Genomic DNA, 25,146 nt, shown 5'->3' on the forward strand with positions numbered 1-25,146 from the left:
GGACGCAAAGGTGCCAAGGGCCGAGTCTAACGGGGTGGTGGTACGCGAAGGCGCCCGTGGGGGCCGCAGGCGTCTCAGGTGAGATACGCGGGGGCCGCCACGGGCAACGTAAATCGGAACTCGGCGCCGCCGCCGGGGGCGCGTCCGACCGTGATGGTGCCGCCGTGGGCCTCGACGATGCCCTTGACGATGTACAGCCCGAGGCCCGTGCCGCCGCGCTTGCTGCCCCGCCAGAAGCGGGTGAAGACGCGGTTCATGGACTCCTCCGGGATGCCGGGCCCCTCGTCGCTGACGGTGACCGACGTGGCTGCGGGCTCGGCGTGCTCGCGGTCGCGCGGCGACGCCGAGGGTGTGATGTCGATGGTGACGGTTCCCTCGCCGTGGCGCACGGCATTTTCCAGCAGGTTGCTCAGCACCTGGTCGATCTTGTCGGGGTCGGCCCACAGCGCGGGCAGCGGGTGCTGCACCCGCAGCAGGAACCGGTCGGCGGGCTGGCCTGCGGCGACGTGCGCCTGGATGTGCCGGCCCACGGCGGCCCCGATGTCGACGGGCTGGCGGCGCACCTCGAGACGCCCGGAGTCGATGCGGGATATGTCGAGGAGTTCGGCGATGAGCCGGGTGACGCGGTCGGCGTCGGCGTCGACGGTCTCCAGCATCAGCCGCTTCTGGTCGTCGGTGAAGCGTTCCCACTTGGCGAGCAGGGTGGCGGTGAAGCCCTTGACCGAGGTGAGCGGCGAGCGCAGTTCGTGCGCGACGGTCGCGATCAGCTCGGCGTGGCTGCGCTCGGTCCGGCGCCGCGCCTCGGTGTCGCGGAGGGTGACGACGACCCGGCGGACGGGCCCGGTGGGGCGGGTGCGGACGTAGCGGGCGGAGACGAGGACCTCCCTGCCGCCGTGCAGCAGGAGGTTGCGCTCGGGCTGGCCGACCCGGATGGCGAGGCCTCCGTAGGGGTCGGTGAGCTGCCACCAGCGGCGCCCTTCCAGGTCCTCTAACGGCAGCGCGGTCTCCAGGGACCGGCCGAGGGCCTGCTCGGCGGGGACGGCGGTGATGCGCACGGCGGCGGCGTTGAAGCAGATCACCCGTCCGTGCTCGTCGGCGACGACGAGTCCGTCGGGGAGCTGGTCGGGGTCGATGCCGAGGTCGGCGAGGTCACCGGGCCGGGGCGCGGGCGGGCGCGCCGTGCGCTCTGCTCCCGGTGCGCTGCTCGTGCCGACGCTCATCCCCGTACCCCACCTCTCGGAACGTCCTCGGGGCGCCCCGTTCCCGGGCCCCGGCCGAGAGCTTGGGGAGGTCCCCGAGCTGGTCAGCCTACTAGCTCTCGGTGACGGAGCGGGACCCTCCGGCGGCGCGCTGTGCACGTGCCGACGCGTAGAGACATACGGCGGCGGCGGTGGCGAGGTTCAGGCTCTCCGCCTTTCCGTGGATGGGGACCCGGACGACGGCGTCGGCGAGGGCGCGGGTCTCCTCGGGCAGGCCCCAGGCCTCGTTGCCGAAGATCCAGGCGGTGGGGCCGCCCATGGTGCCCTTGTCGAGCTCCTCGTCGAGGTCGCGGTCGCCGGCCCCGTCGGCGGCGAGCAGCCGTACGCCGGCGTCGCGCAGGCCGGTGACGGCGCGTTCGACGGGTACGCCCACGGCGACGGGCAGATGGAAGTGGGAGCCGACGGAGGCGCGCACGGCCTTGGGGTTGTACAGGTCGACGGAGGCGTCGGTGAGGACGACGGCGTCGGCCCCGGCGGCGTCGGCGCACCGCAGCACGGTGCCGGCGTTCCCCGGGTCGCGGACGTGGGCGAGGACGGCGACGAGGCGGGGACGGGCGGCGAGGATCTCCTCGAACGGCGTGTCCAGGAAGCGGCAGACACCGACCAGGCCCTGGGGGGTGACGGTGGTGGAGATGTCGGCGACCACCTCCTCGGAGGCGAGGTGGACGCGCGCGCCCGCGTCCCGGGCTGCCCCGACGATGTCGGCGTACCGGTCGGCGGCCTCGGGGGTGGTGAACAGCTCCACGAGGGTGGCGGTGTCCCCGGCGCGGTGCGCGGCGGCCTCGCGGACGGCCTGCGGTCCCTCGGCGAGGAACAGCCGCTCCTTCCCCCGGAAGTTCCGCCTGGCGAGCCGCCGCGCGGCACTCACCCGGGCGGAACGGGGAGAAATCAGCTCAGGACCAGCGGACACCATTTCAGTCACCTTCAACTTCTCGACCGGGGGCCGGCACAACGCCCTCAGGGGCGCGGGGAACTGCGCGACCAGCCACCACCCACCCGCAGCCGACGAGCGGGCCGGGGCAACGACACAGCACGGGACCCGCAGGCCGAAGCCTACGGGTCCCGAAGATCAGAACGTCGGCCAAGGCCGACGACCTCACGCAGCCTTGGGCGCGTTCACGTCCGCCGGCAGCGCCTTCTGCGCGACCTCGACGAGCGCGGCGAAGGCGGTGGCGTCGTTGACAGCCAGCTCGGCCAGGATCTTGCGGTCCACCTCGACGTTGGCGGCCTTCAGACCCTGGATGAAGCGGTTGTACGTGATGCCGTTGGCGCGGGCAGCGGCGTTGATGCGCTGGATCCACAGCTGACGGAAGTCGCCCTTGCGCTTCTTGCGGTCGTTGTAGTTGTAGACCAGCGAGTGGGTGACCTGCTCCTTGGCCTTGCGGTACAGGCGCGAGCGCTGACCGCGGTAGCCGGAGGCCTGCTCGAGGATCGCCCGGCGCTTCTTGTGGGCGTTGACTGCCCGCTTGACGCGTGCCACTTGTTAACTCCTTGTAGCGGGGCCGTGGTGGTGCTCACACGGCCCGGAATCGATTGGGTCCCGGTCTGACGTACGTACGGCGCTCACGCGCCGGGGCGTCACTTGCCGAGAAGCTTCTTGATCTTCGCGGCGTCGCCCGGGGCCATCTCGGCGTTGCCGGTGAGGCGACGCGTCACACGGGACGACTTGTGCTCGAGCAGGTGGCGCTTGCCGGCACGCTCGCGGAGCACCTTGCCGGAGCCGGTGATCTTGAAGCGCTTGCTGGCACCGCTGTGCGACTTGTTCTTCGGCATAGCGCCGTTCTCTCCTCGTCGGTGGCGCTCCTGTGCCCGGTCGTGAAACCGGGCACACGGTGGAGCGTCGTACTTGTATCGGGTTGCTTCCTGGGACTCACGCCCCGGGGAGTCACGCCTCGGCCGGCTCCTCGGCCGCCTGCACGGAGTCCGCGTCGGCGGCGTTCTGCGACTTGCCGGGGTTGGCCTTCGCTTCTGCCTTGCGGGCTTCCTGTGCCTGGCGGGCCTCGGCCATCGCCTCGGTCTTCTTCTTGTGCGGACCGAGAACCATGATCATGTTTCGGCCGTCCTGCTTCGGGTTCGACTCGACGAACCCGAGGTCGGCCACGTCCTCCGCGAGACGCTGCAGCAGTCGGTAGCCGAGTTCCGGCCGGGACTGCTCGCGACCACGGAACATGATCGTGATCTTGACCTTGTCGCCCTGCTTGAGGAACCGGACGACGTGACCCTTCTTGGTGTCGTAGTCGTGCGGGTCGATCTTCGGCCGGAGCTTCATCTCCTTGATGACCGTGTGCGCCTGGTTCTTGCGCGCCTCACGGGCCTTCATGGCCGACTCGTACTTGAACTTCCCGTAGTCCATGAGCTTGCACACGGGCGGACGGGCGTTCGCCGCGACCTCCACGAGGTCGAGGTCGTACTCCTGCGCAAGCTCCAGGGCCTTGGCAAGCGGGACAATCCCGACCTGCTCGCCGCTGGGACCGACAAGTCGCACCTCGGGAACGCGAATCCGGTCGTTGATGCGGGGCTCGGCGCTGATGGATCCTCCTCGGTAGCACCACGCGACGGTCTGGCGGACAGCCGCGTAACGTCTGTGTTCGTTAGACCTAACCGCGCCGAGACACGAAAAATGCCCCGGACGATCACAGGCGGGGCTCCTCGAACTACCGGAGCACCGCCACGGAGACCGCGGGGCGCGCTTTCGGGCCGATCGCCGACTCGGGGACGGGATCTGCCTGACCGGTGACCCGCCGCCCTGAGGGCAGCCAGGTGGGAGTTCGAAAGCCTCCACTTGTGGGCCGGGCTCGTGTGTGGTGAGACATACGGGTCCGACCGGTCGTTACACAAGGTTAGCAGCTCCCGGAGACGGGCACCAACCGGCCGTCCGCCCGGCTCCTGGCGTCGGCGGCGCGCCGGGCTGCGCCTATCGTGTGGGGCATGAGTGAGACCTCCCCCTCGGACACCCCCGAGACCCCCGGCAGCCCCGACTTCGACGCCATGGCCCGCGACATCGCGGAGGTCCCGGCGGTCGAGGTGATCGTGACGGTCGCCGTCAACCTGATGAGCGCCGCCGCCGTGAAGCTCGGTCTGACCGAGGAGGGCGACACGTACAAGGATCTGGACGAGGCCCGCAAGCTGGTGCACGCGCTGGCCGGTCTGCTGGACGCCTCCGCGACCGAGATCAGCTCGTTCCACGCGGCGCCGCTGCGGGACGGCCTGAAGTCGCTGCAGCTCGCCTTCCGCGAGGCTTCCTTGGTCCCGGACGAGCCGGGCAAGGGTCCGGGCGAGAAGTACACGGGCGCGATCTACGGCTGACGCGGCGGGCGCCCCGGTGCCGGGGCGCCCCACCCGTTTCCGCTCAGCCGCGTACGTACAGGGGCTCGCCGGGAGGCGTCGCCTCGGCCGGCAGGACTGCCAGGTCGAGGCCGCGCACCAGGCGGGCCCTCAGTGTCTCGTCGGCGGCGAGCCGCTGGGCCACGGCCCGGGCGGCCTCGGCGACCGGCGCGGCCGGGTCGAGGACGAGGGCGAGGGTGCCGTCGGCCTGTCCCGGCCCGAGGTGGGCGCGGACCACGGAGGGCTCGGCGGCGACGGCGTTCCGTACGGCCTCGACGACGGCGGGGTCGTTCAGCGGGTCGGTGCTGGTGCGGCCCTCGGCGAGGGCGAGCAGCGCGGGCCCGGTCAGTTCGAACGGCACCGGACCGGCCAGGTCGAGGACGACCGTGTCCGCCTTCTCGTGCGCGGCCGCCTGGAGCGCCTGGTGCAGAGGTACGGCGACGGGGCGGGCCTGTGCGTCCCAGCGGGCGAGGGAGTCGGTGGAGGTGAAGGCGGGCAGCGCGGTGCGGCCGCCGGCCTTCAGGGTGGGGACGGCCATGTCGCTCGTCTTCTCGCGGCGCAGCCCGTTCTCGTCCTCCTCGACCTCTCCGAGCACGGCCACCACGGGAACGAGCAGCCGGGCGCCCTTGAGGGCTTCCAGGACCGGGCCGACGGCGTTGCCGTCCTCCGCCCAGGCGGCGAGCGCGGCGCTCAGCCGGGGGTCGGCGGAGCCGTCGTCGTCGCGGAAGGGGGAGTCGGGAATGTTCTTGTTCGCCACGGTCACCGACCTTAGCGGCCGTGGGCGGGACGCCCGGAGGCGGGCGGGAGGGAGCGCGAGGTGACGGACGGGCCGAGGGTGTCGGCGGCGGCGCTGGATCCGGCGAGCGGGGAGACGTACGCATCGGGCGAAGGGCTCTTCGTGACCGCGAGCGTGGTGAAGGCGGACATCCTGACCGCGCTGCTGCTGACCGCGCGGGACGCGGGGCGTGACCTGACCGCCGCGGAGCGGGGGCTCGCGGAGGCGATGATTGTACGCAGCGACAACGACGCGGCGACGGCGCTGTGGCAGGTCGTCGGGCGGGCGGCGGGGCTGGACGCGGCGAACGCCCGGCTCGGCCTCACCCGCACCGTGGCCGACGTGCGCTGGGGACTGACCCGCACCACGGCCGTGGACCGGGTCACGCTGCTGCGGCGGATCTTCACGCCTGACGCTGTTCTGGACGAGGTCTCGCGGGCGTACGTACGGGAGTTGATGGAGCGGGTCGTGCCGGAACAGGCCTGGGGCGTGCCGGCCCTGGCGGACCCGGGCACGCGGTGGGCCGTGAAGAACGGCTGGCTGCCCCGGGACGCGACGGGCCTGTGGGTGGTGAACAGCACGGGGTGTGTGACGGCCGGCGGGCGCGCGTACGCGGTGGCGGTGCTGTCGGACGGCCACACGTCGATGGCGGAGGGCGTGGCGCGGGTGGAGGAAGCGGCGCGGGAGGCCGTGGACGCGCTGGCACGGCGCGCCGGGAACGTCGGGCGAAACGTCTAGAACGTCTCGTTCTCGGGGCGGCGGCCCCGCCACAGGACGACCGCCGCGACGAGGAGGACGCCGCCGGCGCCACCGGCCAGGGGGGCGGCCCAGTCGGCGGTGTCGTCGCCGGGGGTGTCGGCGGCCGGGCCCGGGCCGAAGTACTCGTCGCCGTACGCCGCCGCCCTGAGGCCCTCCGGCTTCAGACGGCCCGCGGCCTCGATCGCGGCGGCCGGGTCGATGAAGCCGAAGCCGCGGGAGTCGTCGCGTCCGGCGGCGGGCGCGTTGCGGGCGGTGTCCTCCAGGAGCCGCTTGATCTGCGCCGGGGTCAGGTCCGGGTGTGCGGCCTTCACCAGGGCGACGGCGCCGGAGACGAACGCGGCGGCGGCGCTGGTGCCCCAGCCCTCGTAGTACTTGTGGTCGGGGTCGGCGATGATCACGTCGACGCCGGGGGCGCTGACCGTGGCGTACCAGCGGCGGGTGGAGAAGGGCGCGCGGGTGCCGTAGCGGTCGACGGCGGTGGCGGCGATGACGCCCGGGTAGGCCGCCGGGTAGGAGATCCGGTCGCCCTTCTCGCCGCCGTTGCCGGCGGAGGCGACGACGACCACGCCCTTGCGCAGGGCGTACTGGATCGCCTCGTCCTCACCCTGCTCCGGGTGCGCGGAGGCGGAGTCGTCGCCGAGGGAGAGGTTGATGACGTCGGCGCCGTGGTCGGCGGCCCAGCGGATGCCCTCGGCGAGGGCGTTGCCGCGGGTGCTGCGGGCCTTGGCGCGGGCCGGGTCCTTGTCCTCGAGGATGACGCGGACGGGGAGGATCCTCGCCTCGGGGGCGACGCCCAGGACGCCGTCGCCGTTGCCCGGGCCGTGCCCGTGACCGGCGATGATGCCGGCCATGGCGGTGCCGTGCCGGGCCCACGCCTCGTCGCCCTCGCGCGCGCCGAAGCCGACGAGGTCCTTGCCCTCCAGGACGTTGCCGTCGAGGTCGGGGTGGTCGGCCTCGACACCGGTGTCCAGGACGGCGACGGTGACGCCCGCGCCGCGCGTGGTGGGCCACACCTGGTCGGTGTGCAGGGCGTCCAGGGCCCACTGCCGGTCGCGGATGCCGTCGGCGTACGCGGGGGTCGCGGGGATCAGGACGAGGGCCGCGGCGAGCAGGCCGCCGAGGGCGGCGGGGCGCTTCCTCATGACGGACGCTCCGTGGGGGTGCCGGCCCGCTGGCGCAGGGCGCGTTCGAAGCGGTCGGCGAGACCGCGGGCCTCGTGGCCCAGGCCCGCCTGGGCGGGGGCGGTGGTGGCTCCGGACCGCATGGCGTCCTCGGCGGGCTGCGGCTCGTCGGCTCTCCGGCCGTCGGCCCAGCCGGAGACGGCGTAGACGACGACGGGGGCGTCGGTGAGCACGGAGATCGCCCAGGAGGCCCGCTGCTCCGGGCCGAAGCCCTCGGCCGCGGTGTCCTTCGCCGCGTACGGCAGCGGCATCAGGTCGCTGCGGCGGTCAAGGCGCTCCCGGTCGAAGCGGCGGGCGAGGGCCTCCATGCCGGCCGCGTCGGCTTCGGTGAACAGCAGGCCGACGGTGGTGACATGGCTCTGCGTGGCGTCGGTGTAGGTGGCGCGCAGCAGGCGCTCGCAGCCGACGGGGGCGAGGGCGCGGGTGAGCAGGGCGTCGAAGGCGCCCTCGCAGCCGCTGTCGGGGGCGACGGCGATCCGCGTCCAGACGCGGTCGGCCTCCCCGGGGCCCGCGCCACGGCCCTGGACGGTGGGCGGGAACAGCTGGTCGACGGGCACTTCGTGCCACAGGTCGCCCGCGACCGCGAAGGCGTGCCGGGTGCCGGCTCCCTCGGGCCCGTCGGCGAGCCAGGCGCCGGTGACGGCGCCGCCGATCAGCCCGGTGCCGAGCACGAGACAGACGGCCGCGGCGACGGCCTGGGCGCGGGTGCGGCGGGCGAACGGCCACGGGCGGCTCTTGGGTTCCCCGAACGACACGGCAGCGGGACGTCCCGCGCCGGGGACGCCGCCCGGGGACATGGGCGCGCTCCAGGACAGCGCGGGGTCCGGCCCGGCGGGGACGGGGCGCAGCCGGGTGGTCGTCTCCGACGGGGTCTCCGTACGGGGCCGGTGCGCGGGCCGGGGCGGCGCGGAGGGTGCGGGCGGCGTCCGGGACACGCGCTGCCCGACGCCGGGGGGCGCGGACACGCCCCGCCCGACGGTGGGCGGCGCGTCCGGGAACCGCGCGGAGGCCTGCGGCGGCGGTGCGGACCGGTCGGGGGCGTCGCCCCCGATCCGGGGGTAGCGGGGGCGCGCCCCGGCGGTGGGGGGTGTGACCTCGCGGTTTGGGGTGCTGTCGCCGGTGGGGCGGTAGGGGGGTTCGGCGGGGGCCATGCCGGTGCGGCGCGCGTCGGACGCGGTGGGGCGGTTGGTGGGTTCGGCGGAGACCGAGCCCGTGCGGCGCGCTTCGGACGCGGTGGGCCCGTGCGCGGGTTCGGAGGGGGCCATGCCCGTGCGGCGCGCTTCGGACGCGGTAGGCCGGTATGCGGGTTCGGAGGGAGCCATGCCTGTACGGCGCGCGTCGGACGTGATGGGCCCGTGTGCGGGCTCGGCGGGAGCCCCGCCCGTGCGGCGCGCGTCGGGCGCGGCGGGCGTGGTCGGGCGGGCGGTGGGGCCGTCGCCGGACGGGCGGTACGGGCGCTCGGCGGTGCCCGCGCCGCGCGCGTCGCCGGTGGCGGGGGGTGTCGGGGGGTGCGTCGGTTCGGCAGGGGCCGCGCCGCGCGGGTCGCCGTCGGGCCAGGCGTGGGGAGCAGGGCGCTGGGCGCCGACGGTGCCGCTGTCGGAGGCAGGGCCGGACGGGCGGTGCGGCCGCTCTGTGCGGGGCGCGCCCGGGCCGCGGGCGTCGGCGGACGCGCGGGGCGTCGCCGTGCCGTGGTCAGCGGTGCTGTCCCCGGTCGCTGTACCCGCGCTGGTTCCCCGGTCACCGGACGCGTCCGGGGCGCCCGGCCCGGGGCGCTGAGCCTCGACGCGGTCCGTGCCGGCCGTGCCGGACGGCCGGTACGCCCGGTCGTCGCCACCCGCGCCCGTGTCCGGTCCGTCGGACGCGGGGCGCGGGGCGACCACCCGGCCCGTGTCCTCGGAAGCGGGCCGGTCCGTCTGCTCGTCCAGCGGGGTGCGGGGGTCGAACGGCCCCGGGTTGCCTGCGGTGCGGGGGGCGTGGGGCGGGCGCGGGGGGAGGGAGGCGCGGCGCGCTTCCGTGCTCATGCACCCCCCGTTTCCTCGAGCCCGGGCCGGTCCTCGTCGTCCGCGGCCGGTGTGTCGCTGCCAGGTGGCCCGGCGCGGACGCGTCCCGGGCACAGATACCCGCACGACCGGCGCGTCATCCCGCCCGGACGACCGGGCCGGCCCCGTACCGCCGTGCGTGCGCGTCACTCTACGGCGTGCGGCGCACCGAACGGGAACCAGTCCGCAGGCCCGCGGCATCTGCCCGGAACGTCCCCCTACCCTGCGGTAATCCGGTCTGGCAGGCTGCGGTCATGACTGCGCGCGCCGCCGACCGGGCCCGTTACGACCGGGCCACCGCCCAGCTCGACGCCCCCGTCGCGATCGTGGATCTCGACGCCTTCGACGCCAATGCGGACGATCTGGTCCGCCGTGCCGGGGGCAAGCCGATCCGGGTCGCCAGCAAGTCCGTGCGCTGCCGGGCGCTGCTCGAACGGGTCCTGGCCCGCGAGGGTTTCGCGGGCATCATGTCGTTCACGCTCGCCGAGTCGCTGTGGCTGGCCCGCTCCGGTTTCGACGACGTCCTCCTCGCCTACCCGTCCGCCGACCGCGCCGGGTACGCCGAACTCGCCGCCGATCCCAAGCTCGCCGCCGCCGTCACCGTGATGGTCGACGATCCGGCGCAGCTGGACCTGATCGACGCGGCGCGGGCCGGCGGCGGTGAAGTGGTGCGGGTGTGCCTGGAGTTGGACACCGCGCTCAAGCTGCTCGGCGGGCGGGTGCGGATCGGCGCCCGCCGCTCCCCGCTGCACTCCCCCGCCCAGGTCGCCGAGGTGGCCCGCGCGGTGGCCCGCCGGCCGGGGTTCCAGCTCGTCGGGATCATGGCGTACGAGGGCCATGTGGCCGGGGTCGGGGACGCGGTGGCCGGGCGGCCGCTGCGGTCGCGCGCGGTGCGGCTGATGCAGGCCGCCGCGCGCCGCGAACTCGCCGAGCGGCGGGCCGCGGTGGTGCGGGCGGTCCGGGAGGTCGTGCCGGACCTGGAGTTCGTCAACGGCGGCGGCACGGGCAGTGTGCAGCACACGGCGGCCGAGGACGCGGTGACCGAGATCGCGGCCGGTTCGGGGCTGTACGTGCCGCGGCTGTTCGACAACTACACGTCGTTCAGGGGGCGTCCGGCCGCGCTGTTCGCCCTGCCGGTGGTGCGGCGGCCCGGGGTCGGCGTGGTCACGGTGCTGGGCGGCGGCTACCCGGCGTCCGGCGCGCCCGGCGCGGACCGGCTGCCGGTGCCGTATCTGCCCGAGGGGCTGCGCTACGACCCGCAGGAGGGCGCCGGCGAGGTGCAGACGCCGCTGCTGGGGCCGGTCGCGGACGATCTGCTGATCGGCGACAAGGTGTGGTTCCGGCACGCCAAGGCGGGCGAGCTGTGCGAGCGGTTCGACACGCTGCGTCTGGTGGAGGGGGACGCCGTGACGGCGACCGTTCCGACGTACCGGGGTGAGGGGCACACCTTCCTCTAGCCTCCAGCGGTCCCGCGCCCGCCCCTCGGCTGCTCAGCCGGTCGGGCCGATGCTGCTGCCGACCCCGCCGCCGGACGCCTGGTCGGCGGTCGAGCGGATGCCCTTGGTGATGCGGTCCATGTCGGCCACGGGCGGCCCGTCCGGGCCCGCCTCGAAGACGAACCGGACGAGGACCGGGGACTCGGTGCCGACGCTGGACGGGAAGACGAGGGACTGGACGTAGCCGCCGGGGCCCTCGGCGGTGGTCACCCGCCAGCGCACCAGGTAGCCGGCGCGGCCCGCCACCGCGACCGGGGCCGCCTTGACGACCTGATGGGACGTCATGCCGCCGTAGGGGCGGTTGCCGAGGGTGTCCTCGTCGAAGGCCTCCTCGGCGGCGTCGGGGATGTCCGCCTCGGCGAGGGCGCGGGGCGAGGACTCGTCGGTGGTGGTCACCGTGCGGGAGATGACGAGGCCGCCGCGGCAGAGGGAGCCCTCGCCGGGGCAGTCGTGGGTGCCGTCGGTGGTCATGACGGCGTCCTTCTCGGCCACGTGCTGCGGGCGGACCCAGCCGTCGAGGAGCGGGAAGGTGACGCCGTTCAGCTCGTCCACGACCACGCCCTCGTCCTCCGGAGCGGGCTCGGAGGCGGACGGCGAGGACGGCCGCGTGGACTCCGTCGTGGGCGCGGGGGCCGTCGGGCTGGGCCCGGTGCGGACCTCGGGGTCCTCGTCGTCACGGGTGAGCGCCACCGCCCCGGCGACGACGGCGGCGACCAGCACGGCCCCGGCGACGGTCAGCGCGACGGCCTTGGCCCCGCCGGACCCGCCCGTGCCGCCACCGCCGGGCGCGGCCGGAGGACCGAAGCCACCCGCCCCCGCCCCGGACGCCGGCACGTAAGCGGCCGCCGGCGTCCGCCGGTGGTCGGTCCAGGACGTGCCGTCCCACCAGCGCTCCAGGTGCGGGGCGTGCGGGTCGGGGTACCAGCCGGGCGGGGGCGTCATACTCACCCGGGCACTGTAACGACGGGCGCCGTCACCGGGGGACGGGCACTACAGGGGTGTGACGTACGCCCCCGAGATGCCGCCGTCGACGAGGAAGTCGGTGGCGTTGACGAAGGACGAGTCGTCGCTGGCCAGGAAGGCGACGGCGGCGGCGATCTCCTCGGCCTCGGCGAACCGGCCGAGCGGGATGTGCACCAGCCGGCGCGCGGCCCGCTCCGGGTCCTTGGCGAACAGCTCCCGCAGCAACGGGGTGTTGACCGGCCCGGGGCACAGTGCGTTGACCCGGATGCCCTCACGGGCGAACTGCACGCCGAGCTCACGGGACAGGGCGAGGACGCCGCCCTTGGACGCGGTGTACGAGATCTGCGAGGTCGCCGCGCCCATCCGGGCCACGAAGGACGCGGTGTTGATGACGGAGCCCCTGCCCTGCTCCCGCATGTAGGGGATGGCGGCCTTGCAGCACAGGTAGACGGAGGTGAGGTTGACCTCCTGGACCCGCTTCCACGCCTCCAGGCCCGTCTCCAGGATGGAGTCGTCGTCGGGCGGCGAGATGCCCGCGTTGTTGAAGGCGACGTCCACGCTGCCGTACGTCTCGTACGCGGTGCGGAACAGCGCCTCGACCTGCTCGGGGTCGGTGACGTCGGTGTGGACGAAGATGCCGCCGGTCTCCTCGGCGGCCGCCTTGCCGCGGACCTCGTCGACGTCCGCGCAGACCACGTTCGCCCCCTCGGAGGCGAGGCGGCGCGCGGAGGCGAGCCCGATGCCGCTGCCGGCTCCGGTGACGACGGCGGTGCGGCCGGTCAGGCGGCGGCAGATGATGTCCTCGCTCATGTGCGGTCAGGCCTCCGTGCTGATGAAGACGTTCTTGGTTTCGGTGAAGGCGGTCAGGGCGTCCGGGCCCAGCTCGCGGCCCACGCCGGACTGCTTGAACCCGCCGAAGGGGGTCCAATAGCGCACGCTGGAATGCGAGTTGACCGACAGGTTGCCCGCGCGCACGGCGCGGGAGACGCGCAGGGCGCGGCCGACGTCCCGGGTCCACAGCGAGCCGGCGAGTCCGTAGTCGGTGGCGTTGGCGAGGCGGACGGCGTCGGCCTCGTCGTCGAAGGGCAGGACGACGGCGACGGGTCCGAAGACCTCCTCGACGGCGACGCGGTCGTCGGGGCGGACACCGGTGAGAACCGTGGGCGGGAACCAGTGGCCGGGGCCCTCGGGGGCCTTGCCGCGGATGCCGTCGAGGGTGTCGGGGACGTAGGCGCGGACGCGGTCGAGCTGGGTTCGGGAGATCAGCGGGCCCATGTCGACGTCCGCGTCGCCGCCGGGGTCGCCGACGCGGACGGCCTCGATCGCGGGGGCGAGCAGCTCCAGGAAGCGGTCGTGGGCGGAGCGTTCGACGAGGATGCGGGTGCGGGCGCAGCAGTCCTGGCCGGCGTTGTCGAGGAAGGACATGGGGGCGGCGGCCGCGGCGGCCTCCAGGTCGGCGTCGGCGAAGACGATGTTGGGGCTCTTGCCGCCGAGTTCGAGGGTGACGCGCTTGAGGTGCGCGGCGCCCTTGGCCCACACCTGCTTGCCGACGGCCGTCGACCCGGTGAAGACGATCTTGGCGACGCCGGGGTGTTCGACGAGGGCGTTCCCGGCGACCGCGCCGTGCCCGGGGAGCACCTGGAACAGGCCCTCGGGAAGGCCTGCCTCCAGGGCGAGTTCGGCGAGGCGCAGGGCGGTGAGGGGGGTGGTCTCGGCGGGCTTGAGGAGGACCGCGTTCCCGGCGGCGAGGGCGGGGGCGGTGCCCCAGGCCGCGATCGGCATGGGGAAGTTCCAGGGCGCGATGACGCCGACGACGCCGAGCGGTTCGAGGAAGGTGACGTCGACGCCGCCCGGCACCGGGATCTGCCGGCCGGTGAGGCGTTCCACTCCCCCGGCCGCGTAGTCGAGCAGGTCGCGGACGTTGCCCGCCTCCCAGCGGGCGTTGCCGAGGGTGTGGCCGGCCTCGCGGACCTCCAGCAGGGCGAGTTCCTCGACGTGGTCGTCGACGGCGACGGCGAACCGGCGCAGCAGGCGGGCGCGTTCGCCGGGCGCGAGGGCGGCCCAGACGGTCTGCGCGCGGGCCGCGCGGGCGACGGCGGCGTCCACGTCGGCGGGGCTCGCGGCCGGGACGGTGGCGATGACCTCCTCGGTGGCGGGGTTGCACACCTGGAGCTCGGCGGACTGGTCGGACACTCGGGGCCTCACATGCGTTCGAAGGAGCGGCGCAGCTCCCAGTCGGTGACCGCGGCGTCGAAGGCGTCGGTCTCGACGCGCGCCATGTTGCGGTAGTGGGCGACGACCTCCTCGCCGAAGGCGGCCTTGGCGATCTCGCTGTGCTCCCACAGTTCGGCGGCCTCGCGCAGCGTGGTGGGGACGTGCTCAAAACCGGCGGTGTAGGCGTTGCCCGCGCAGGGCTCGGGCAGTTCGAGGCGCTGCTCGATGCCGTGCAGGCCTGCGGCGACCATGCCGGCCACGGCCAGGTACGGGTTGACGTCGCCGCCGGGCAGCCGGTTCTCGAAACGCAGGGAGCGGCCGTGGCCGACCACGCGCAGCGCGCAGGTGCGGTTGTCGTGGCCCCAGGCGACGGCGGTCGGGGCGAAGGAGCCCGGCTGGAACCGCTTGTAGCTGTTGATGTGCGGGGCGTAGAGCAGGGAGAACTCGCGGAGCGCGGCGAGCTGCCCGGCGAGGAAGTGCCGCATCACCTCCGACATGCTGTCCGGGTCCTCCGGGGAGTCCGGCATGGCGCTCTCCCCGGCGAGGTCGGCGAGCGAGAGGTGGATGTGGCAGGAGTTGCCCTCGCGTTCGTCGTACTTGGCCATGAAGGTGATCGAGACGCCCTCCTGGGCGGCGATCTCCTTGGCGCCGGTCTTGTAGACCGCGTGCTGGTCGCAGGTGACCAGGGCCTCGTCGTAGCGGAAGACGATCTCGTGCTGGCCGGGGTTGCACTCGCCCTTGGCGGACTCGACGGTGAGGCCGGCGCCGGCCATCTCGTTGCGGATGCGGCGCAGCAGGGGCTCGACGCGGCCGGTGCCGAGCACCGAGTAGTCGACGTTGTACCGGTTGGCCGGGGTGAGGCCGCGGTAGCCGGAGTCCCAGGCCTGTTCGTAGGTGTCCTTGAAGACGATGAACTCCAGCTCGGTGCCGGCCTGGGCGGTGTAGCCGAGGGCGGCGAGCCGGTCGAGCTGCCGGCGCAGTATCTGCCGGGGCGCGGCGGCCACCGGGGAGCCGTCGGCCCAGGCGAGGTCGGCGACGACCATCGCGGTGCCCTCGTTCCAGGGGACGCGGCGCAGCGTGTCCAGGTCGGGGTACATGGCGAAGTCGCCGTAGCCGGTCTCCCAGGAGGACATGGCGTAGCCGTCGACGGTGTTCATGTCGGCGTCGACGGCGAGCAGGTAGTTGCAGCCCTCCGTGCCGTGGTGGAGGACCTCGTCGAGGAAGAAGCGGGCGGCGAACCGCTTGCCCTGGAGGCGGCCTTGCATGTCGGGGAAGGCCAGGACGACAGTGTCGATCTCGCCGCCCGCGACGAGGGCGTGCAGCTCCTCGACGGCAAGCGGGGGTGTGCGGTCTGCCACGGGAGGGCCTCCTGAGGCTTCTTCGGTCAGCCGGGAGCCATAAGGTATTGCCGGGAACCATTGCTTGGGAAGGGGGGCACGACCAGATGCCGGAGAATGCGGTCGGCGCGGTCGGGGACCGGCTGGCGCCGGTGCTGCGGCAGGTCCGTGCGGGCAACGGCTTCGAGGAGGCGCTGGAGCAGATCCTCCAGGTGGTGCGGCTGGGCCTGGTGGCGGGCGGGGAGCGGCTGCCGGCCGAGCGGGAGCTGGCGGAGCGGCTGGGGATCAGCCGGGTGACGCTGCGCGAGGTGCTGAAGGTGCTCCAGGACCAGGGCCTGGTGGAGTCGCGGCGCGGCCGGTACGGCGGGACGTTCGTGCTGCCCCGTCCGACGGACGCCGGCGAGGAGGAACTGCGGCGGCGGATCGCCGAGGTGGACATCGAGGACGTGCTGCGCTTCCGGGAGGTGCTGGAGGTGGGCGCGGCGGGCCTGTGCGCGGCGCACGGGCTGACGGAGGGGCAGGCGGAGCGGCTGCGTGAGGCGCTGGCGGGCACGCAGGAGGCGCCGCTGGGCGACTACCGGCGGGCGGACACGCTGTTCCACCTCACCCTGGCGGAGCTGTCCGGCTCGCCCTCGCTGACCGCGCAGTACGCGGCCGTCCGGGCGACGGTGAACGACCTGCTGGACTGCATCCCGCTGCTGGTGCGCAACCTGGAGCACTCGCAGCGGCAGCACGCGGCGCTGGTCGAGGCGGTGCTCGAGGGGGACGCGGACGGGGCGCGCGAGGTGATGCGGGAGCACTGTGCCGGTACGGCGGCACTGCTGCGGGGGTTCCTCGCCTGACGGCGTGGCGCGCGGCGGGCACGGGCAGTTTTACCGCGGCTTAACGCACGGGGGTTGCGCTCACGTCGGGTGCGCCACGAAGGTATGGGCCCACAAAGGTCTGGATCCGTGCCATTACCACCTTCCGCGCCACACCGTCTCCTGGGGAGCCGTGCCGTGAGCCTTCCATCCGCATCCCGTGAACCCGCCGGCGAGCCCGACGACTACCTGGAGCGCCGGAGACTGCGCCGGGGCAGCGCGGGCTGGCTGCTGCTGACCGGCCTCGGTGTCGCCTACGTCGTCTCCGGCGACTACTCCGGCTGGAACTTCGGCCTGGCCGAGGGCGGCTTCGGCGGCCTGGCGATCGCCATGGTCCTGATGGGCGCCATGTACACCTGCATGGTGTTCGCCCTCGCCGAGCTGTCGTCGGTCCTGCCCACGGCGGGCGGCGGCTACGGGTTCGCCCGCCGGGCGCTCGGCCCGTGGGGCGGCTTCCTCACCGGCACCGCCATCCTCATCGAGTACGTCCTCGCGCCGGCCGCGATCTCCATCTTCATCGGCGACTACGTCGAGTCCCTCCGCCTGTTCGGCCTGGAGTCGGGCTGGCCGGTGTACCTGGCCTGCTTCATCGTGTTCACCGGCATCCACCTGTGGGGCGTGGGCGAGGCGCTGCGGTTCAGCTTCGTCGTCACCGGCATCGCGGTGGCCGCGCTGGTGGTGTTCGCGCTGGCCGCGCTGCCCGAGTTCGACGCGTCCTCGCTGGACGACATCCCGGTGGACACCTCGGCGCTGGGCGCCAGTTCCTGGCTGCCGATGGGGCTGCTCGGGATCTGGGCGGCGTTCCCGTTCGGCATGTGGTTCTTCCTGGGTGTGGAGGGCGTGCCGCTGGCCGCCGAGGAGACCCGGGAGCCGGCCCGTACGCTGCCGCGCGCGATCCGCTGGTCGATGGGCATCCTGGTGGTGCTGGCCCTGATGACCTTCTTCACGGCGGCCGGGGCGCGCGGCTCGTCCGCGATCCAGGACGCGGGCAACCCGCTGGTCGAGGCGCTCCAGCCGGACGGCGAGGCGACGGTGCTGAGCAGGATCGTGAACTACGCGGGACTCGCGGGGCTCATCGCCTCGTTCTTCTCCCTGATCTACGCCGGCTCGCGGCAGCTGTTCGCCCTGTCCCGGGCGGGCTACCTGCCCCGGTTCCTGTCCCTGACCAGCAGCCGGCGCGCCCCGTACCTGGGGCTGCTGGTGCCGGGCGCGATCGGGTTCGCGCTGGCCGCGAGCACGGGCAACGGGGCGCGGATGCTGAACATCGCCGTGTTCGGTGCGACGATCTCCTACGCGCTGATGTCGCTGTCGCACATCGTGCTGCGGCGCCGTGAGCCGGAGCTGCCGCGGCCGTACCGGACGCCGGGCGGCGTGCTGACCTCGTCGGTGGCGCTGGTGCTGGCCTGCGCGGCGCTGGTGGCGACGTTCCTGGTGGACGTGACGGCGGCGTTCATCGCGCTGGCGGTGTACATCGTGGCGCTGGCCTACTTCGGGCTGTACAGCCGCAGGCATCTGGTGGCGAAGGCGCCGGAGGAGGAGTTCGCGGCGCTGGCGGCGGCCGAGGCGGAGCTGGCGCGGGACTGAGGAAGAGGAGGTGCCCGGTGTCGGGCAGGCCACTGATCGGCATCAGTACCTACGCGGAGTCGGGCGTGCGGTGGGGCGTGTGGCAGCTGGACGCCGCGCTGCTGCCGGCCGGCTATCCGCGGCTGGTGCAGCGGGCGGGCGGTCTGGCGGCGATGCTCCCGCCGGACGCGCCGGAGCACGCGGCGGCGGCCGTGGCCCGGCTGGACGGCCTGGTCGTCGCGGGCGGCCCGGACGTGGAGCCCGTCCACTACGGCGCCGAGCCCGACCCGCGCACGGGGCCTCCGGCCCGGGCACGGGACGCCTGGGAGCTGGCGCTCATCCGGGCGGCCCTGGAGCGGGGCGTGCCGCTGCTCGGCGTCTGCCGGGGCATGCAGCTGCTGAACGTCGCCCTGGGCGGCACCCTGGTCCAGCACATCGACGGCCACGCGGAGGTGCCGGGCGTCTTCGGCCACCACCCGGTCAAGCCGGTCCCGGGCACGCGGTACGCCGAGGCCGTCCCCGAGGAGACGTCGGTCCCCACCTACCACCACCAGGCGGTCGACCGCCTCGGCGCCGGACTGATCCCGTCCGCCCACGCGGAGGACGGCACGGTGGAAGCGGTCGAACGACCGGACGGCCCCTGGGTGGTGGGGGTGCAGTGGCATCCGGAGATGGGGGACGACGAACGGGTGGTGTCCGCGCTGATCACGGCGGCGGGGGTCTGACAGGGCGCCCGCCCGTCGGACCGGCGCCGCCGGACGCCCGGGGCTGGGGGGCCGACAGCCGGGGAAACAGGTTCTTCGGGAGCCGGAGACGCCGCGTCCCCTCCGTCGGGCGCGGGCCCGCGTCCTCAGCCGCGGGTCAGTGAGAGCAGGTCCCGTGCCGGGCCCGTCGGGCGGTGGCCCGTGGGCCAGACCGCGCGGAGGTCCCGGGCCAGGGCGACCGCCTGGACCGGGATCCGGACCAGGCGCCGCATCCCCAGCTCCTCCCCCACCGCCAGTTCGCTCAGCACCGCCGGTCCCGCGCCGCCGACGGCCGCCGCCTTGACCGCCGTCGTCGAGGACAGCTCGATCAGCGGGCGGGCCAGCCCGCCGAGCGCCGCGTCCAGCACCTGCCGCGTGCCGGAGCCCTCCTCCCGCAGGACCAGCGGTGTGACCGCCAGTTCCTCCGCCGCGAGGGGGCGCCTGCGCCGGGCCCAGGGGTGCGAGGGGGCCGTGACCACGACCAGCCGGTCGTGGGCGATCACCGCGGAGTCCAGTCCGGCCGGCACCGTCAGCCCTTCCACGAAGCCGAGGTCCGCCTCCCCCGCCAGCAGCCGTTCCGCGACCGCCGTGGAGTTGCCGGCGAGCAGGGACACCGCTGTGTCCGGCCGCTGCGCGCGCAGCGCGACCAGCCACCCCGGCAGCAGGTACTCGGCGATCGTCATGCTCGCCGCCACTCGCAGCCGTGAGTCCCTGCGGTCCCGCAGCGCCTGCGCGCCCGCGTCGAACGCCTCGGCCGCCTCGACGATCCGCAGGGCCCAGTCGGTGACCAGGGCGCCCGCGTCGGTGAGCCGCGACCCGCGGGGCGAGCGGTCGACGAGGGCGACGCCGAGCTGCCGTTCCATCGACCGGATCCGGCTGCTCGCGGCGGGCTGGGTGATGCCCAGCTCCCGCGCGGCCCGGCCCAGGCTCCCCACCCGTGCCACGGCGAGCAGCAGCTCGAGCGCGCCGAGGTCGGGCACCCGGTGCGCCAGCGAACCGCCGCTCCCGGGCCGTTCGTCGCCGTGGTCTTCCGTCCTGCTCATAAGCTCAGCTTATGCAACGCCCGGCATCCGCCCGCCGCACGAGCGCCGGCCGTCAGCGGCGGACCGTCCGCAACGCCCGCCCCAGCACCTCCGGCGCCTTTGCCAACGACGGGCCGTACCAGGTCAGATGGCGCCCGCTGAGAAGGGCGCACGGCAGGCCGGGGAAGGCCTCAGGGCCGTCGTCGGCCGTGAAGCGGTACGGCTCGTCGGGGAGGACGACCACGTCGGGCCGGGCCGCGCGCAACTCGTCGAGCGGGATGCGCGGATACCGTTCGGAGTGGTCCGCGTACAGCGTGCGCACCCCGAGGCGGGCCAGCAGGTCCCCCGCGAAGGTGTCGCGGCCGAGCACCATCCACGGGCGGCGCCAGATCGGCACCACCGCCGTGCGCGGCTCCTGGAACGCCGGCGGCGCCTCCCACGCCGCCTCCGCCGCGTCCAGCCAGCCGGGCCGGCTCCGCACCCCGCACGCCGTCAGGACGCGGTCCAGCTCGGTGAAGGCCTGCGGCAGGGTCCGTACATGCGTGACCAGCACCTCGAGGCCCGCCGTGCGCAGGGCGTCCAGGTCGGGCTGCCGGTTCTCCTCCTCGTTGGCGATCACCAGGTCGGGGGCGAGGGCCGCGATGCGGTCCACCGCGGGGTTCTTGGTGCCGCCGGCACGGGCCACGTCGAGCCCGGCGGGGTGCGTGCACCAGTCGGTCGCCGCGACGAGCGCGCCGGGCGCGGACACGGCCACGGCCTCCGTCAGCGACGGGACGAGGGAGACGACCCGTACACGGCTCATCGGCGCGGCTTGGTGTCCCGCAGCGCCTCGATGTGCTCGGCGACGGCGACGACCAGCAGCCGGGTCTCCGGCACCGTGGCCCGCCAGCGGTGCCGGACGCCTCCGGTGAGGTACAGGGTGTCGCCGCGCCCGAGACGGTAGGCGCGCCCCTCTGCCTCGATCTCCACGGCGCCTTCCGCGACGTACATCAACTGGTCGTTGCGGAACTGCAGTTCGCGTCCGGCGTCGTGGTCGCCGGTGAACTCCGAGGCGTGCATCTGGTGGTGGCCGCGGACCAGGGACCGTACCCGTGGCTCGGTCCACTCCTCGGCGCCCTCCGAGCGGACGACGTCCACGCTGCACGCCGGGTCGGCGGCCGCGAGCAGCTCGACCGCGGTGGTGCGCAGCGCGTCGGCGAGCTTCTCCAGGGAGGTCTGGCTGGGACGCGCGCGCTCGTTCTCGATCTGGCTGAGGAACGGGACCGACAGACCGCTGCGCTCGGCCACGACGGCGAGGGTGAGGTCCAGCGCGCGGCGTCGCCGCCGCACGGCCGCGCCCACCCGCAGGGGCTGTTCTTTGTGGTCGCCCATCGCTCCGGCTCCCTCCTTCGCCGCTCGTCGCACCCGACCGCCGGGGTTCCGGCGCTCTTCCCTTGCCGAGTTGGTCTGCACCCTACGCATGTTCGGCAGACCGTTTCAGGCACCTGTCACGTCGGGGTCATGTGCGGCCGGTGCGGACCTCTCGGTTCACGCCGGCCTCCTGCTGGGCCCCTCGGCACACCTCGGATGCGAAGAGACGTGCTCCAGCCATTGTTCACCGTGTTCGCCGGAAGGTCACGGGGGAGGTCCGGGAAGGCGCTGGCGCTGTGTGGTTGACCGGATTCATACGGTGGCGGGGGCGGATCCGGAGAGCGCGAGGGGCGGGTCCGCGCGCCCCGGAGGGACGCTTCGGGACCCGCCCCTCGCAGGACGTGACCGGTACGGCGGCGGCTACTGCGGCGTCATCCGCTCCACCATGTCCGGGTGCTCCTCGAGCCAGGCGGCGACGGCCTCCTCCTCGTGTCCCTGGCCGCGGTTCTTGATCTCCGCCTCCAGGGACCCGAGCTCGTCCTCACTCATGTGGAAACCCTTGATCCACTCGGTGAGCCGGGGGTACTGCTCGGGGAACTTCTTGCTGGCGATGGTGTGGATGGTGTTGCTCTCGCCCCAGGCGCGCTTCGGGTCCGCGAGCTTGGTCAGCTCGTAGTCGTTGTAGGCCCAGTGCGGCGACCACAGGGTGACGGCCACCGGCTTCTTCTTGGCGTAGGAGCGCTTGAGCTCGGCCAGCATCGCCGGCGAGGAGCCGTCGACGACCTCGTACTCCTCGTCCAGGCCGTAGGCCGGCAGCACCTTGTTCTTCAGGATGTCCATCTGGCCGGTGCCCGCCTCGATGCCGACGATCCGCCCGCCGAACAGGTCGGCCTTGCCCTTCAGGTCGGCCAGGGACTTGACGTCCTTGACGTAGGAGGGGACGGAGATCTCCAGCGAGACCGGTTCGTACCAGGTGCCGAGGTCGGTGAGTTGGTCCTTGTTCGGCTCGTAGAAGTTCTTCTGCGAGTGCGGCAGCCACGCGTCGAAGTTGAGGTCGATGTCCCCGGACGCGAGGCCGGTGTAGACCGGACCGACCTCCATCTGCTTGAGGTTCAGCTGGTAACCGCGCCGCTCCAGGACGTTCTTCCACAGGTAGGTGACGGCGACGTCCTCCTCCCACGGGAACCACGCCACGTCCAGGGCGCGCTTCGCCTCGGCGGGGGTGTCACCGCCCGAACCGGACTCCACCGGCGCCAGCTTGTCGACGATGCCCGGGTTGTCCTTCAGCCAGGCGCGCACGGCGTCCTGCTGGCGGCCCTTGCCGGCCTTGTTGATCTCGGCCTCCAGGCCGGTGAGTTCCTTCTCGCTCATCGAGAAGTCCTTCAGCCACTTCCCGACGACCGGGTTCTCACCGGCGAAGCCCTTACGGGACACCAGGTGCACCGCGTCGCCCTCGCCCCAGGAGCCCTTGGGGTCCTTCAGCTTCTTCAGGTCGTAGTCGCTGTACGCCCAGTGCGGGGACCAGAGCGTGACGACCACCGGTTCCTTCTTGCTGTAGGCGCGCTTGAGCTCGGCCAGCATCGCCGGGGTGGAGCTGTCGACGACCTTGTACTCCTTGTCGAGGCCGTAGTCGCCGAGCACCTTGCTCTTCAGCAGGCCCATCATGCCCGCGCTGGACTCGATGCCGGTGATCTTCCCGTCGAAGGCGGCGGCCTTGCCCTTCAGGTCCTCCAGGGAGTCGATGCCCTCCATGTAGGCGGGGACGGTCAGCTCCAGACTCGTCTCCTCGTACCAGGCGCCGAGGTCGTCGAGCCGGTCGCCGTACTTCTTCCAGTACTCGGCGTGCGTGGTGGGCAGCCAGGCGTCGGTCTGGAAGTCGACGTCGCCCTGCGCCAGCGCGGTGTACAGCGGCCCGGCGTCCAGCTGCTTGGCCTCGACCTCGAAGCCGCGCCGCTCGAGGATCTCCTTCCACAGGTACGTGGAGGCGACGCCCTCGTCCCACGGGATGTAGCCGATGCTGATCTTCTTGCCGTCGCCGACGTTCTTGTCGTTGGCCGTGGTGTCGCCGGACCCGGCGGAACCGCCGAACAGGCCCATGCCTCCGGCCACCAGGGCCAGCACGACGATGCCGATCACGGCGACCTGCGGCCGGGGCCGGTAGGACCAGATCTTCAGGCCCTGGGCGGCGCGTGCCTTGGCGGCCGCGCGGCGGCCCAGCGGGGACACCTGGGTGCCCAGGGCGCTGGTCATGCGGTCCAGGTAGATCGCCAGGATGACGATGGCCAGACCGGACTCGGCGCCGAGGCCGATGTTGAGCTGGCCGATGGCCTCGATGACGGCGCCGCCGAGGCCGCCGGTGCCGACCATGCCGGCGATCGCGGCCATGGACAGGCCGAGCATGATGACCTGGTTGACGCCCGCCATCACCGTGGGCAGCGCCAGCGGGAGCTGGACGCGCAGCAGGGTGTTGCGGGGGGTGGTGCCGAACGCCTCGGCCGCCTCGACCAGTTCCTTGTCGACCTGGCGGATGCCCAGCTCGGTCATGCGCACGCCCGGGGCGAGCGCGAAGATCAGCGTGGCGACGATGCCCGGGGCGGACCCCGTCCCGAAGAACAGGATCGCCGGAATCAGATAGATCATCGCCGGCAGCGTCTGCATGAAGTCGAGAATCGGCCGGACGAAGGCGCTGACCCGGTCGGAGCGGGCCGCCCAGACGCCCACCGGCACGGAGATCACCAGGGCGATCACGGTGGCGACGATCACCAGCGCCAGCGTCACCATCGAGTCCTCCCACAACTCCATGGAGTCGAGGAAGGCGAAGCCGACGAAGGTGAGGACACCGGCGAGGGTGCCGCGCAGCCAGAAGGCGATGACCGCGAAGATGCCGCAGAGGATCAGCGGCTCCGGGGCCTGGAGGACGGCGTTGACACCGTCGTAGGCGCCGGTGAAGACGGCCTTGAAGAAGTCGAACAGCCAGGTCAGGTTGGAGAGCAGCCAGTCGACCGAGCTGTTGACCCAGTCGCCGAGCGGGATCCTAGGCACGGGCCATCACCTTGCCGCCCTGGTCCTTGGGGCTGTCGCAGACGCCGGGGTCCGCCTCCTCGTCGCCGAGGAAGCCGACCAGGCGCTGCCGGGGCACGACGCCGACGAGGTCGCCGTCGTCGACCACGGCCACCGGGTGCGGCACGCGCGCGCTGATGGCGCACAGGTCGGTGAAGGAGGTGCCGGGCGCGGCGGTCTCGCAGCCGCAGTCGGCCTCGTCGCCGCGCACCTCGGGGTCCATGACCGCCTGGGCGGTCAGCACGCGGGAGCGGTCGACGTCCTGGGTGAAGGAGGCCACGTAGTCGTTGTCCGGCCGGATCAGGATGTCCTGCGCGGTGCCGATCTGCACGATGCGACCGTCCCGCATGACGGCGATGCGGTCACCGAGGCGCATGGCCTCGTTGAGGTCGTGGGTGATGAAGACGATGGTCTTCTTCAGCTTCTTCTGCAGCTCGATCAGCTGGTCCTGCATGTCGCGGCGGATCAGCGGGTCCAGGGCGCTGAAGGACTCGTCCATCAACAGCAGGTCGGCGTCGGTGGCGAGCGCGCGGGCGAGGCCGACGCGCTGCTGCATGCCGCCGGACAGCTCGTCGGGCCACGCGTCCTCCCAGCCGGCCAGGCCGCACAGGGCGAGCGCCTCGTCGGCGCGGCGTTCGCGCTCGGCGCGGGGCACGCCCTGCACTTCAAGACCGTAGGCAGCGTTGTCACGGACGCTGCGGTGCGGGAAGAGCGCGAAGTGCTGGAAGACCATGCTGATCTTGCGGGACCTGACGTCCCGCAGCTCGCGGTCGGACAGGGCGGTGAGGTCCTGTCCGTCGAAGCGGACGTGTCCGGCGGTCGGCTCCAGCAGACCGTTCAGCATCCGCAGCAGGGTCGACTTGCCGGAGCCCGAGAGGCCCATGACGACGAAGATCTCGCCCGGCTCCACGGAGAAGGACGCGTCGATGACGGCGGCGGTGACGCCGTCGGCCCGCAGTTCCTCGCGGTCCGCCGTGTTGTTGCGCAGCCGTTCGACTGCCTGGTCCGGTCGTCTGCCGAACACCTTGAACAGGTGCTCGGCCTCAAGCCTTGATGACACACGTACCTCTCGTCTCGGCGACAGATGCCGGAGCGATGCGGCGGACCAGCGGTCCGCATCAGGTTGAAACAGCAACCGGCATCGTTCCGCCGCCGCGCCTCCCCGGATTCGAACGGCGCAAACGCTTCGTGGGCCGCCTCA

The 25,146-nt window shown here is 73.4% G+C and carries 23 protein-coding genes; 6 read left to right on the forward strand and 17 right to left on the reverse strand.

From position 1 onward, the window contains the following. Window positions 1-74: 74 nt before the first annotated feature. The 5 genes from ACP7TJ_RS05640 to infC form a co-directional block, all read right to left on the reverse strand. The gene (locus ACP7TJ_RS05640; protein WP_093765829.1) at window positions 75-1,220 is read right to left on the reverse strand and encodes a sensor histidine kinase; all 1,146 of its coding nucleotides are present in this window, start codon (window positions 1,218-1,220) and stop codon (window positions 75-77) included. Window positions 1,221-1,311: 91 nt separating this feature from the next. Further along, window positions 1,312-2,172, reverse strand: a complete 861-nt coding sequence (locus tag ACP7TJ_RS05645; protein WP_093765828.1) for a TrmH family RNA methyltransferase — start codon at window positions 2,170-2,172, stop codon at window positions 1,312-1,314. Between the two features lie 183 nt (window positions 2,173-2,355). Beyond that, entirely contained in the window at window positions 2,356-2,739 is a 384-nt protein-coding gene (gene rplT, locus ACP7TJ_RS05650) for a 50S ribosomal protein L20 (protein ID WP_004933571.1), read from the reverse strand. Window positions 2,740-2,837: 98 nt separating this feature from the next. Continuing rightward, window positions 2,838-3,032, reverse strand: coding sequence for a 50S ribosomal protein L35 (gene rpmI / locus ACP7TJ_RS05655; protein WP_003977225.1), 195 nt, complete (start codon window positions 3,030-3,032; stop codon window positions 2,838-2,840). Window positions 3,033-3,144: 112 nt separating this feature from the next. After that, window positions 3,145-3,789: a translation initiation factor IF-3 gene (gene infC / locus ACP7TJ_RS05660; RefSeq protein WP_078540917.1), complete on the reverse strand. Its 645-nt coding sequence runs from the start codon at window positions 3,787-3,789 to the stop codon at window positions 3,145-3,147. A gap of 398 nt (window positions 3,790-4,187) precedes the next feature. Here infC and ACP7TJ_RS05665 point away from each other — a divergent pair, with 398 nt between their 5' ends. Further along, complete coding sequence (locus ACP7TJ_RS05665) at window positions 4,188-4,565, forward strand: DUF1844 domain-containing protein (protein ID WP_093765827.1); 378 nt, start codon at window positions 4,188-4,190, stop codon at window positions 4,563-4,565. A gap of 43 nt (window positions 4,566-4,608) precedes the next feature. Here ACP7TJ_RS05665 and ACP7TJ_RS05670 read toward each other — a convergent pair whose 3' ends face one another. Further along, complete coding sequence (locus tag ACP7TJ_RS05670; RefSeq protein WP_427762336.1) at window positions 4,609-5,340, reverse strand: SseB family protein; 732 nt, start codon at window positions 5,338-5,340, stop codon at window positions 4,609-4,611. 60 nt (window positions 5,341-5,400) lie between these two features. On the opposite strand from ACP7TJ_RS05670, the gene ACP7TJ_RS05675 reads away from it, so the two are divergent. After that, on the forward strand, window positions 5,401-6,096 hold the full coding sequence (locus ACP7TJ_RS05675) for a serine hydrolase (RefSeq protein ID WP_189910366.1): 696 nt from the start codon (window positions 5,401-5,403) through the stop codon (window positions 6,094-6,096). Here ACP7TJ_RS05675 and mycP read toward each other — a convergent pair. Then, a complete protein-coding gene (gene mycP, locus ACP7TJ_RS05680; RefSeq protein ID WP_167742576.1) occupies window positions 6,093-7,259 on the reverse strand; it encodes a type VII secretion-associated serine protease mycosin in 1,167 nt (388 codons plus the stop codon). The two genes, ACP7TJ_RS05675 and mycP, sit on opposite strands and share 4 nt — an antisense overlap. Beyond that, the gene (locus tag ACP7TJ_RS05685; protein ID WP_427762339.1) at window positions 7,256-9,319 is read right to left on the reverse strand and encodes a hypothetical protein; all 2,064 of its coding nucleotides are present in this window, start codon (window positions 9,317-9,319) and stop codon (window positions 7,256-7,258) included. The genes mycP and ACP7TJ_RS05685 overlap by 4 nt, the downstream gene beginning before the upstream one ends. Window positions 9,320-9,591: 272 nt before the next feature. On the opposite strand from ACP7TJ_RS05685, the gene ACP7TJ_RS05690 reads away from it, so the two are divergent. Further along, the gene (locus ACP7TJ_RS05690; protein WP_193459301.1) at window positions 9,592-10,794 is read left to right on the forward strand and encodes an amino acid deaminase/aldolase; all 1,203 of its coding nucleotides are present in this window, start codon (window positions 9,592-9,594) and stop codon (window positions 10,792-10,794) included. Window positions 10,795-10,827: 33 nt separating this feature from the next. Here the strand turns inward: ACP7TJ_RS05690 and ACP7TJ_RS05695 are convergent, their stop codons facing one another. Genes ACP7TJ_RS05695 through ACP7TJ_RS05710 form a run of 4 tightly spaced genes read right to left on the reverse strand, consistent with a single transcriptional unit; the run spans window position 10,828 to window position 15,368 of the window. Then, window positions 10,828-11,775 (reverse strand): DUF2510 domain-containing protein, encoded by a 948-nt coding sequence (locus ACP7TJ_RS05695; protein WP_427767286.1) that lies wholly within the window; start codon window positions 11,773-11,775, stop codon window positions 10,828-10,830. Window positions 11,776-11,823: 48 nt separating this feature from the next. Beyond that, entirely contained in the window at window positions 11,824-12,606 is a 783-nt protein-coding gene (locus ACP7TJ_RS05700; RefSeq protein WP_093765821.1) for a 3-oxoacyl-ACP reductase, read from the reverse strand. A gap of 6 nt (window positions 12,607-12,612) precedes the next feature. After that, window positions 12,613-13,989, reverse strand: coding sequence for an aldehyde dehydrogenase family protein (locus tag ACP7TJ_RS05705; RefSeq protein ID WP_427762342.1), 1,377 nt, complete (start codon window positions 13,987-13,989; stop codon window positions 12,613-12,615). Window positions 13,990-13,997: 8 nt separating this feature from the next. After that, the gene (locus ACP7TJ_RS05710) at window positions 13,998-15,368 is read right to left on the reverse strand and encodes a glutamine synthetase family protein (protein WP_228918560.1); all 1,371 of its coding nucleotides are present in this window, start codon (window positions 15,366-15,368) and stop codon (window positions 13,998-14,000) included. An 86-nt stretch (window positions 15,369-15,454) separates the two neighbouring features. Here ACP7TJ_RS05710 and ACP7TJ_RS05715 point away from each other — a divergent pair, with 86 nt between their 5' ends. The 3 genes from ACP7TJ_RS05715 to ACP7TJ_RS05725 all read left to right on the forward strand — a co-directional run bounded on the left by ACP7TJ_RS05715 (window position 15,455) and on the right by ACP7TJ_RS05725 (window position 18,495). Next, entirely contained in the window at window positions 15,455-16,189 is a 735-nt protein-coding gene (locus ACP7TJ_RS05715; RefSeq protein ID WP_427762344.1) for a FadR/GntR family transcriptional regulator, read from the forward strand. Between the two features lie 84 nt (window positions 16,190-16,273). After that, window positions 16,274-17,791 carry an ethanolamine permease gene (gene eat / locus ACP7TJ_RS05720; RefSeq protein WP_427767289.1) on the forward strand — a complete coding sequence of 506 codons (1,518 nt, stop codon included), beginning with the start codon at window positions 16,274-16,276 and terminating at the stop codon, window positions 17,789-17,791. 17 nt (window positions 17,792-17,808) lie between these two features. Next, window positions 17,809-18,495, forward strand: a complete 687-nt coding sequence (locus ACP7TJ_RS05725; protein WP_167742574.1) for a gamma-glutamyl-gamma-aminobutyrate hydrolase family protein — start codon at window positions 17,809-17,811, stop codon at window positions 18,493-18,495. Between the two features lie 125 nt (window positions 18,496-18,620). Here ACP7TJ_RS05725 and ACP7TJ_RS05730 read toward each other — a convergent pair whose 3' ends face one another. The 5 genes from ACP7TJ_RS05730 to ACP7TJ_RS05750 form a co-directional block, all read right to left on the reverse strand. Further along, window positions 18,621-19,556: a LysR family transcriptional regulator gene (locus tag ACP7TJ_RS05730; protein ID WP_167742573.1), complete on the reverse strand. Its 936-nt coding sequence runs from the start codon at window positions 19,554-19,556 to the stop codon at window positions 18,621-18,623. 52 nt (window positions 19,557-19,608) lie between these two features. Further along, entirely contained in the window at window positions 19,609-20,337 is a 729-nt protein-coding gene (locus ACP7TJ_RS05735) for a helical backbone metal receptor (RefSeq protein ID WP_266395813.1), read from the reverse strand. Then, a complete protein-coding gene (locus tag ACP7TJ_RS05740; RefSeq protein ID WP_093765813.1) occupies window positions 20,334-20,906 on the reverse strand; it encodes a helix-turn-helix domain-containing protein in 573 nt (190 codons plus the stop codon). The genes ACP7TJ_RS05735 and ACP7TJ_RS05740 overlap by 4 nt, the downstream gene beginning before the upstream one ends. A 399-nt stretch (window positions 20,907-21,305) precedes the next feature. After that, a complete protein-coding gene (locus tag ACP7TJ_RS05745; protein WP_387585134.1) occupies window positions 21,306-23,927 on the reverse strand; it encodes an ABC transporter permease/substrate binding protein in 2,622 nt (873 codons plus the stop codon). Then, entirely contained in the window at window positions 23,920-25,005 is a 1,086-nt protein-coding gene (locus ACP7TJ_RS05750; RefSeq protein ID WP_093765811.1) for a quaternary amine ABC transporter ATP-binding protein, read from the reverse strand. Before ACP7TJ_RS05750 ends, ACP7TJ_RS05745 begins: the two co-directional genes overlap by 8 nt. Window positions 25,006-25,146: the final 141 nt, after the last annotated feature.

Origin of the sequence: Streptomyces sp. DSM 41931 (genome assembly GCF_050271085.1) — a bacterium.
GTDB classification, from domain to species: domain Bacteria; phylum Actinomycetota; class Actinomycetes; order Streptomycetales; family Streptomycetaceae; genus Streptomyces; species Streptomyces albogriseolus.

Coding starts and splice junctions, on each gene's coding strand:
- ACP7TJ_RS05640 (WP_093765829.1), bottom strand. CDS start 1,220: ATGAGCGTCGGCACGAGCAGCGCACCGGGAGCAGAGCGCACGGCGCGC.
- ACP7TJ_RS05645 (WP_093765828.1), bottom strand. CDS start 2,172: ATGGTGTCCGCTGGTCCTGAGCTGATTTCTCCCCGTTCCGCCCGGGTG.
- rpmI (WP_003977225.1), bottom strand. CDS start 3,032: ATGCCGAAGAACAAGTCGCACAGCGGTGCCAGCAAGCGCTTCAAGATC.
- ACP7TJ_RS05665 (WP_093765827.1), top strand. CDS start 4,188: ATGAGTGAGACCTCCCCCTCGGACACCCCCGAGACCCCCGGCAGCCCC.
- mycP (WP_167742576.1), bottom strand. CDS start 7,259: ATGAGGAAGCGCCCCGCCGCCCTCGGCGGCCTGCTCGCCGCGGCCCTC.
- ACP7TJ_RS05685 (WP_427762339.1), bottom strand. CDS start 9,319: ATGAGCACGGAAGCGCGCCGCGCCTCCCTCCCCCCGCGCCCGCCCCAC.
- ACP7TJ_RS05690 (WP_193459301.1), top strand. CDS start 9,592: ATGACTGCGCGCGCCGCCGACCGGGCCCGTTACGACCGGGCCACCGCC.
- ACP7TJ_RS05695 (WP_427767286.1), bottom strand. CDS start 11,775: ATGACGCCCCCGCCCGGCTGGTACCCCGACCCGCACGCCCCGCACCTG.
- ACP7TJ_RS05700 (WP_093765821.1), bottom strand. CDS start 12,606: ATGAGCGAGGACATCATCTGCCGCCGCCTGACCGGCCGCACCGCCGTC.
- ACP7TJ_RS05715 (WP_427762344.1), top strand. CDS start 15,455: ATGCCGGAGAATGCGGTCGGCGCGGTCGGGGACCGGCTGGCGCCGGTG.
- eat (WP_427767289.1), top strand. CDS start 16,274: ATGGGCCCACAAAGGTCTGGATCCGTGCCATTACCACCTTCCGCGCCA.
- ACP7TJ_RS05730 (WP_167742573.1), bottom strand. CDS start 19,556: ATGAGCAGGACGGAAGACCACGGCGACGAACGGCCCGGGAGCGGCGGT.
- ACP7TJ_RS05735 (WP_266395813.1), bottom strand. CDS start 20,337: ATGAGCCGTGTACGGGTCGTCTCCCTCGTCCCGTCGCTGACGGAGGCC.
- ACP7TJ_RS05740 (WP_093765813.1), bottom strand. CDS start 20,906: ATGGGCGACCACAAAGAACAGCCCCTGCGGGTGGGCGCGGCCGTGCGG.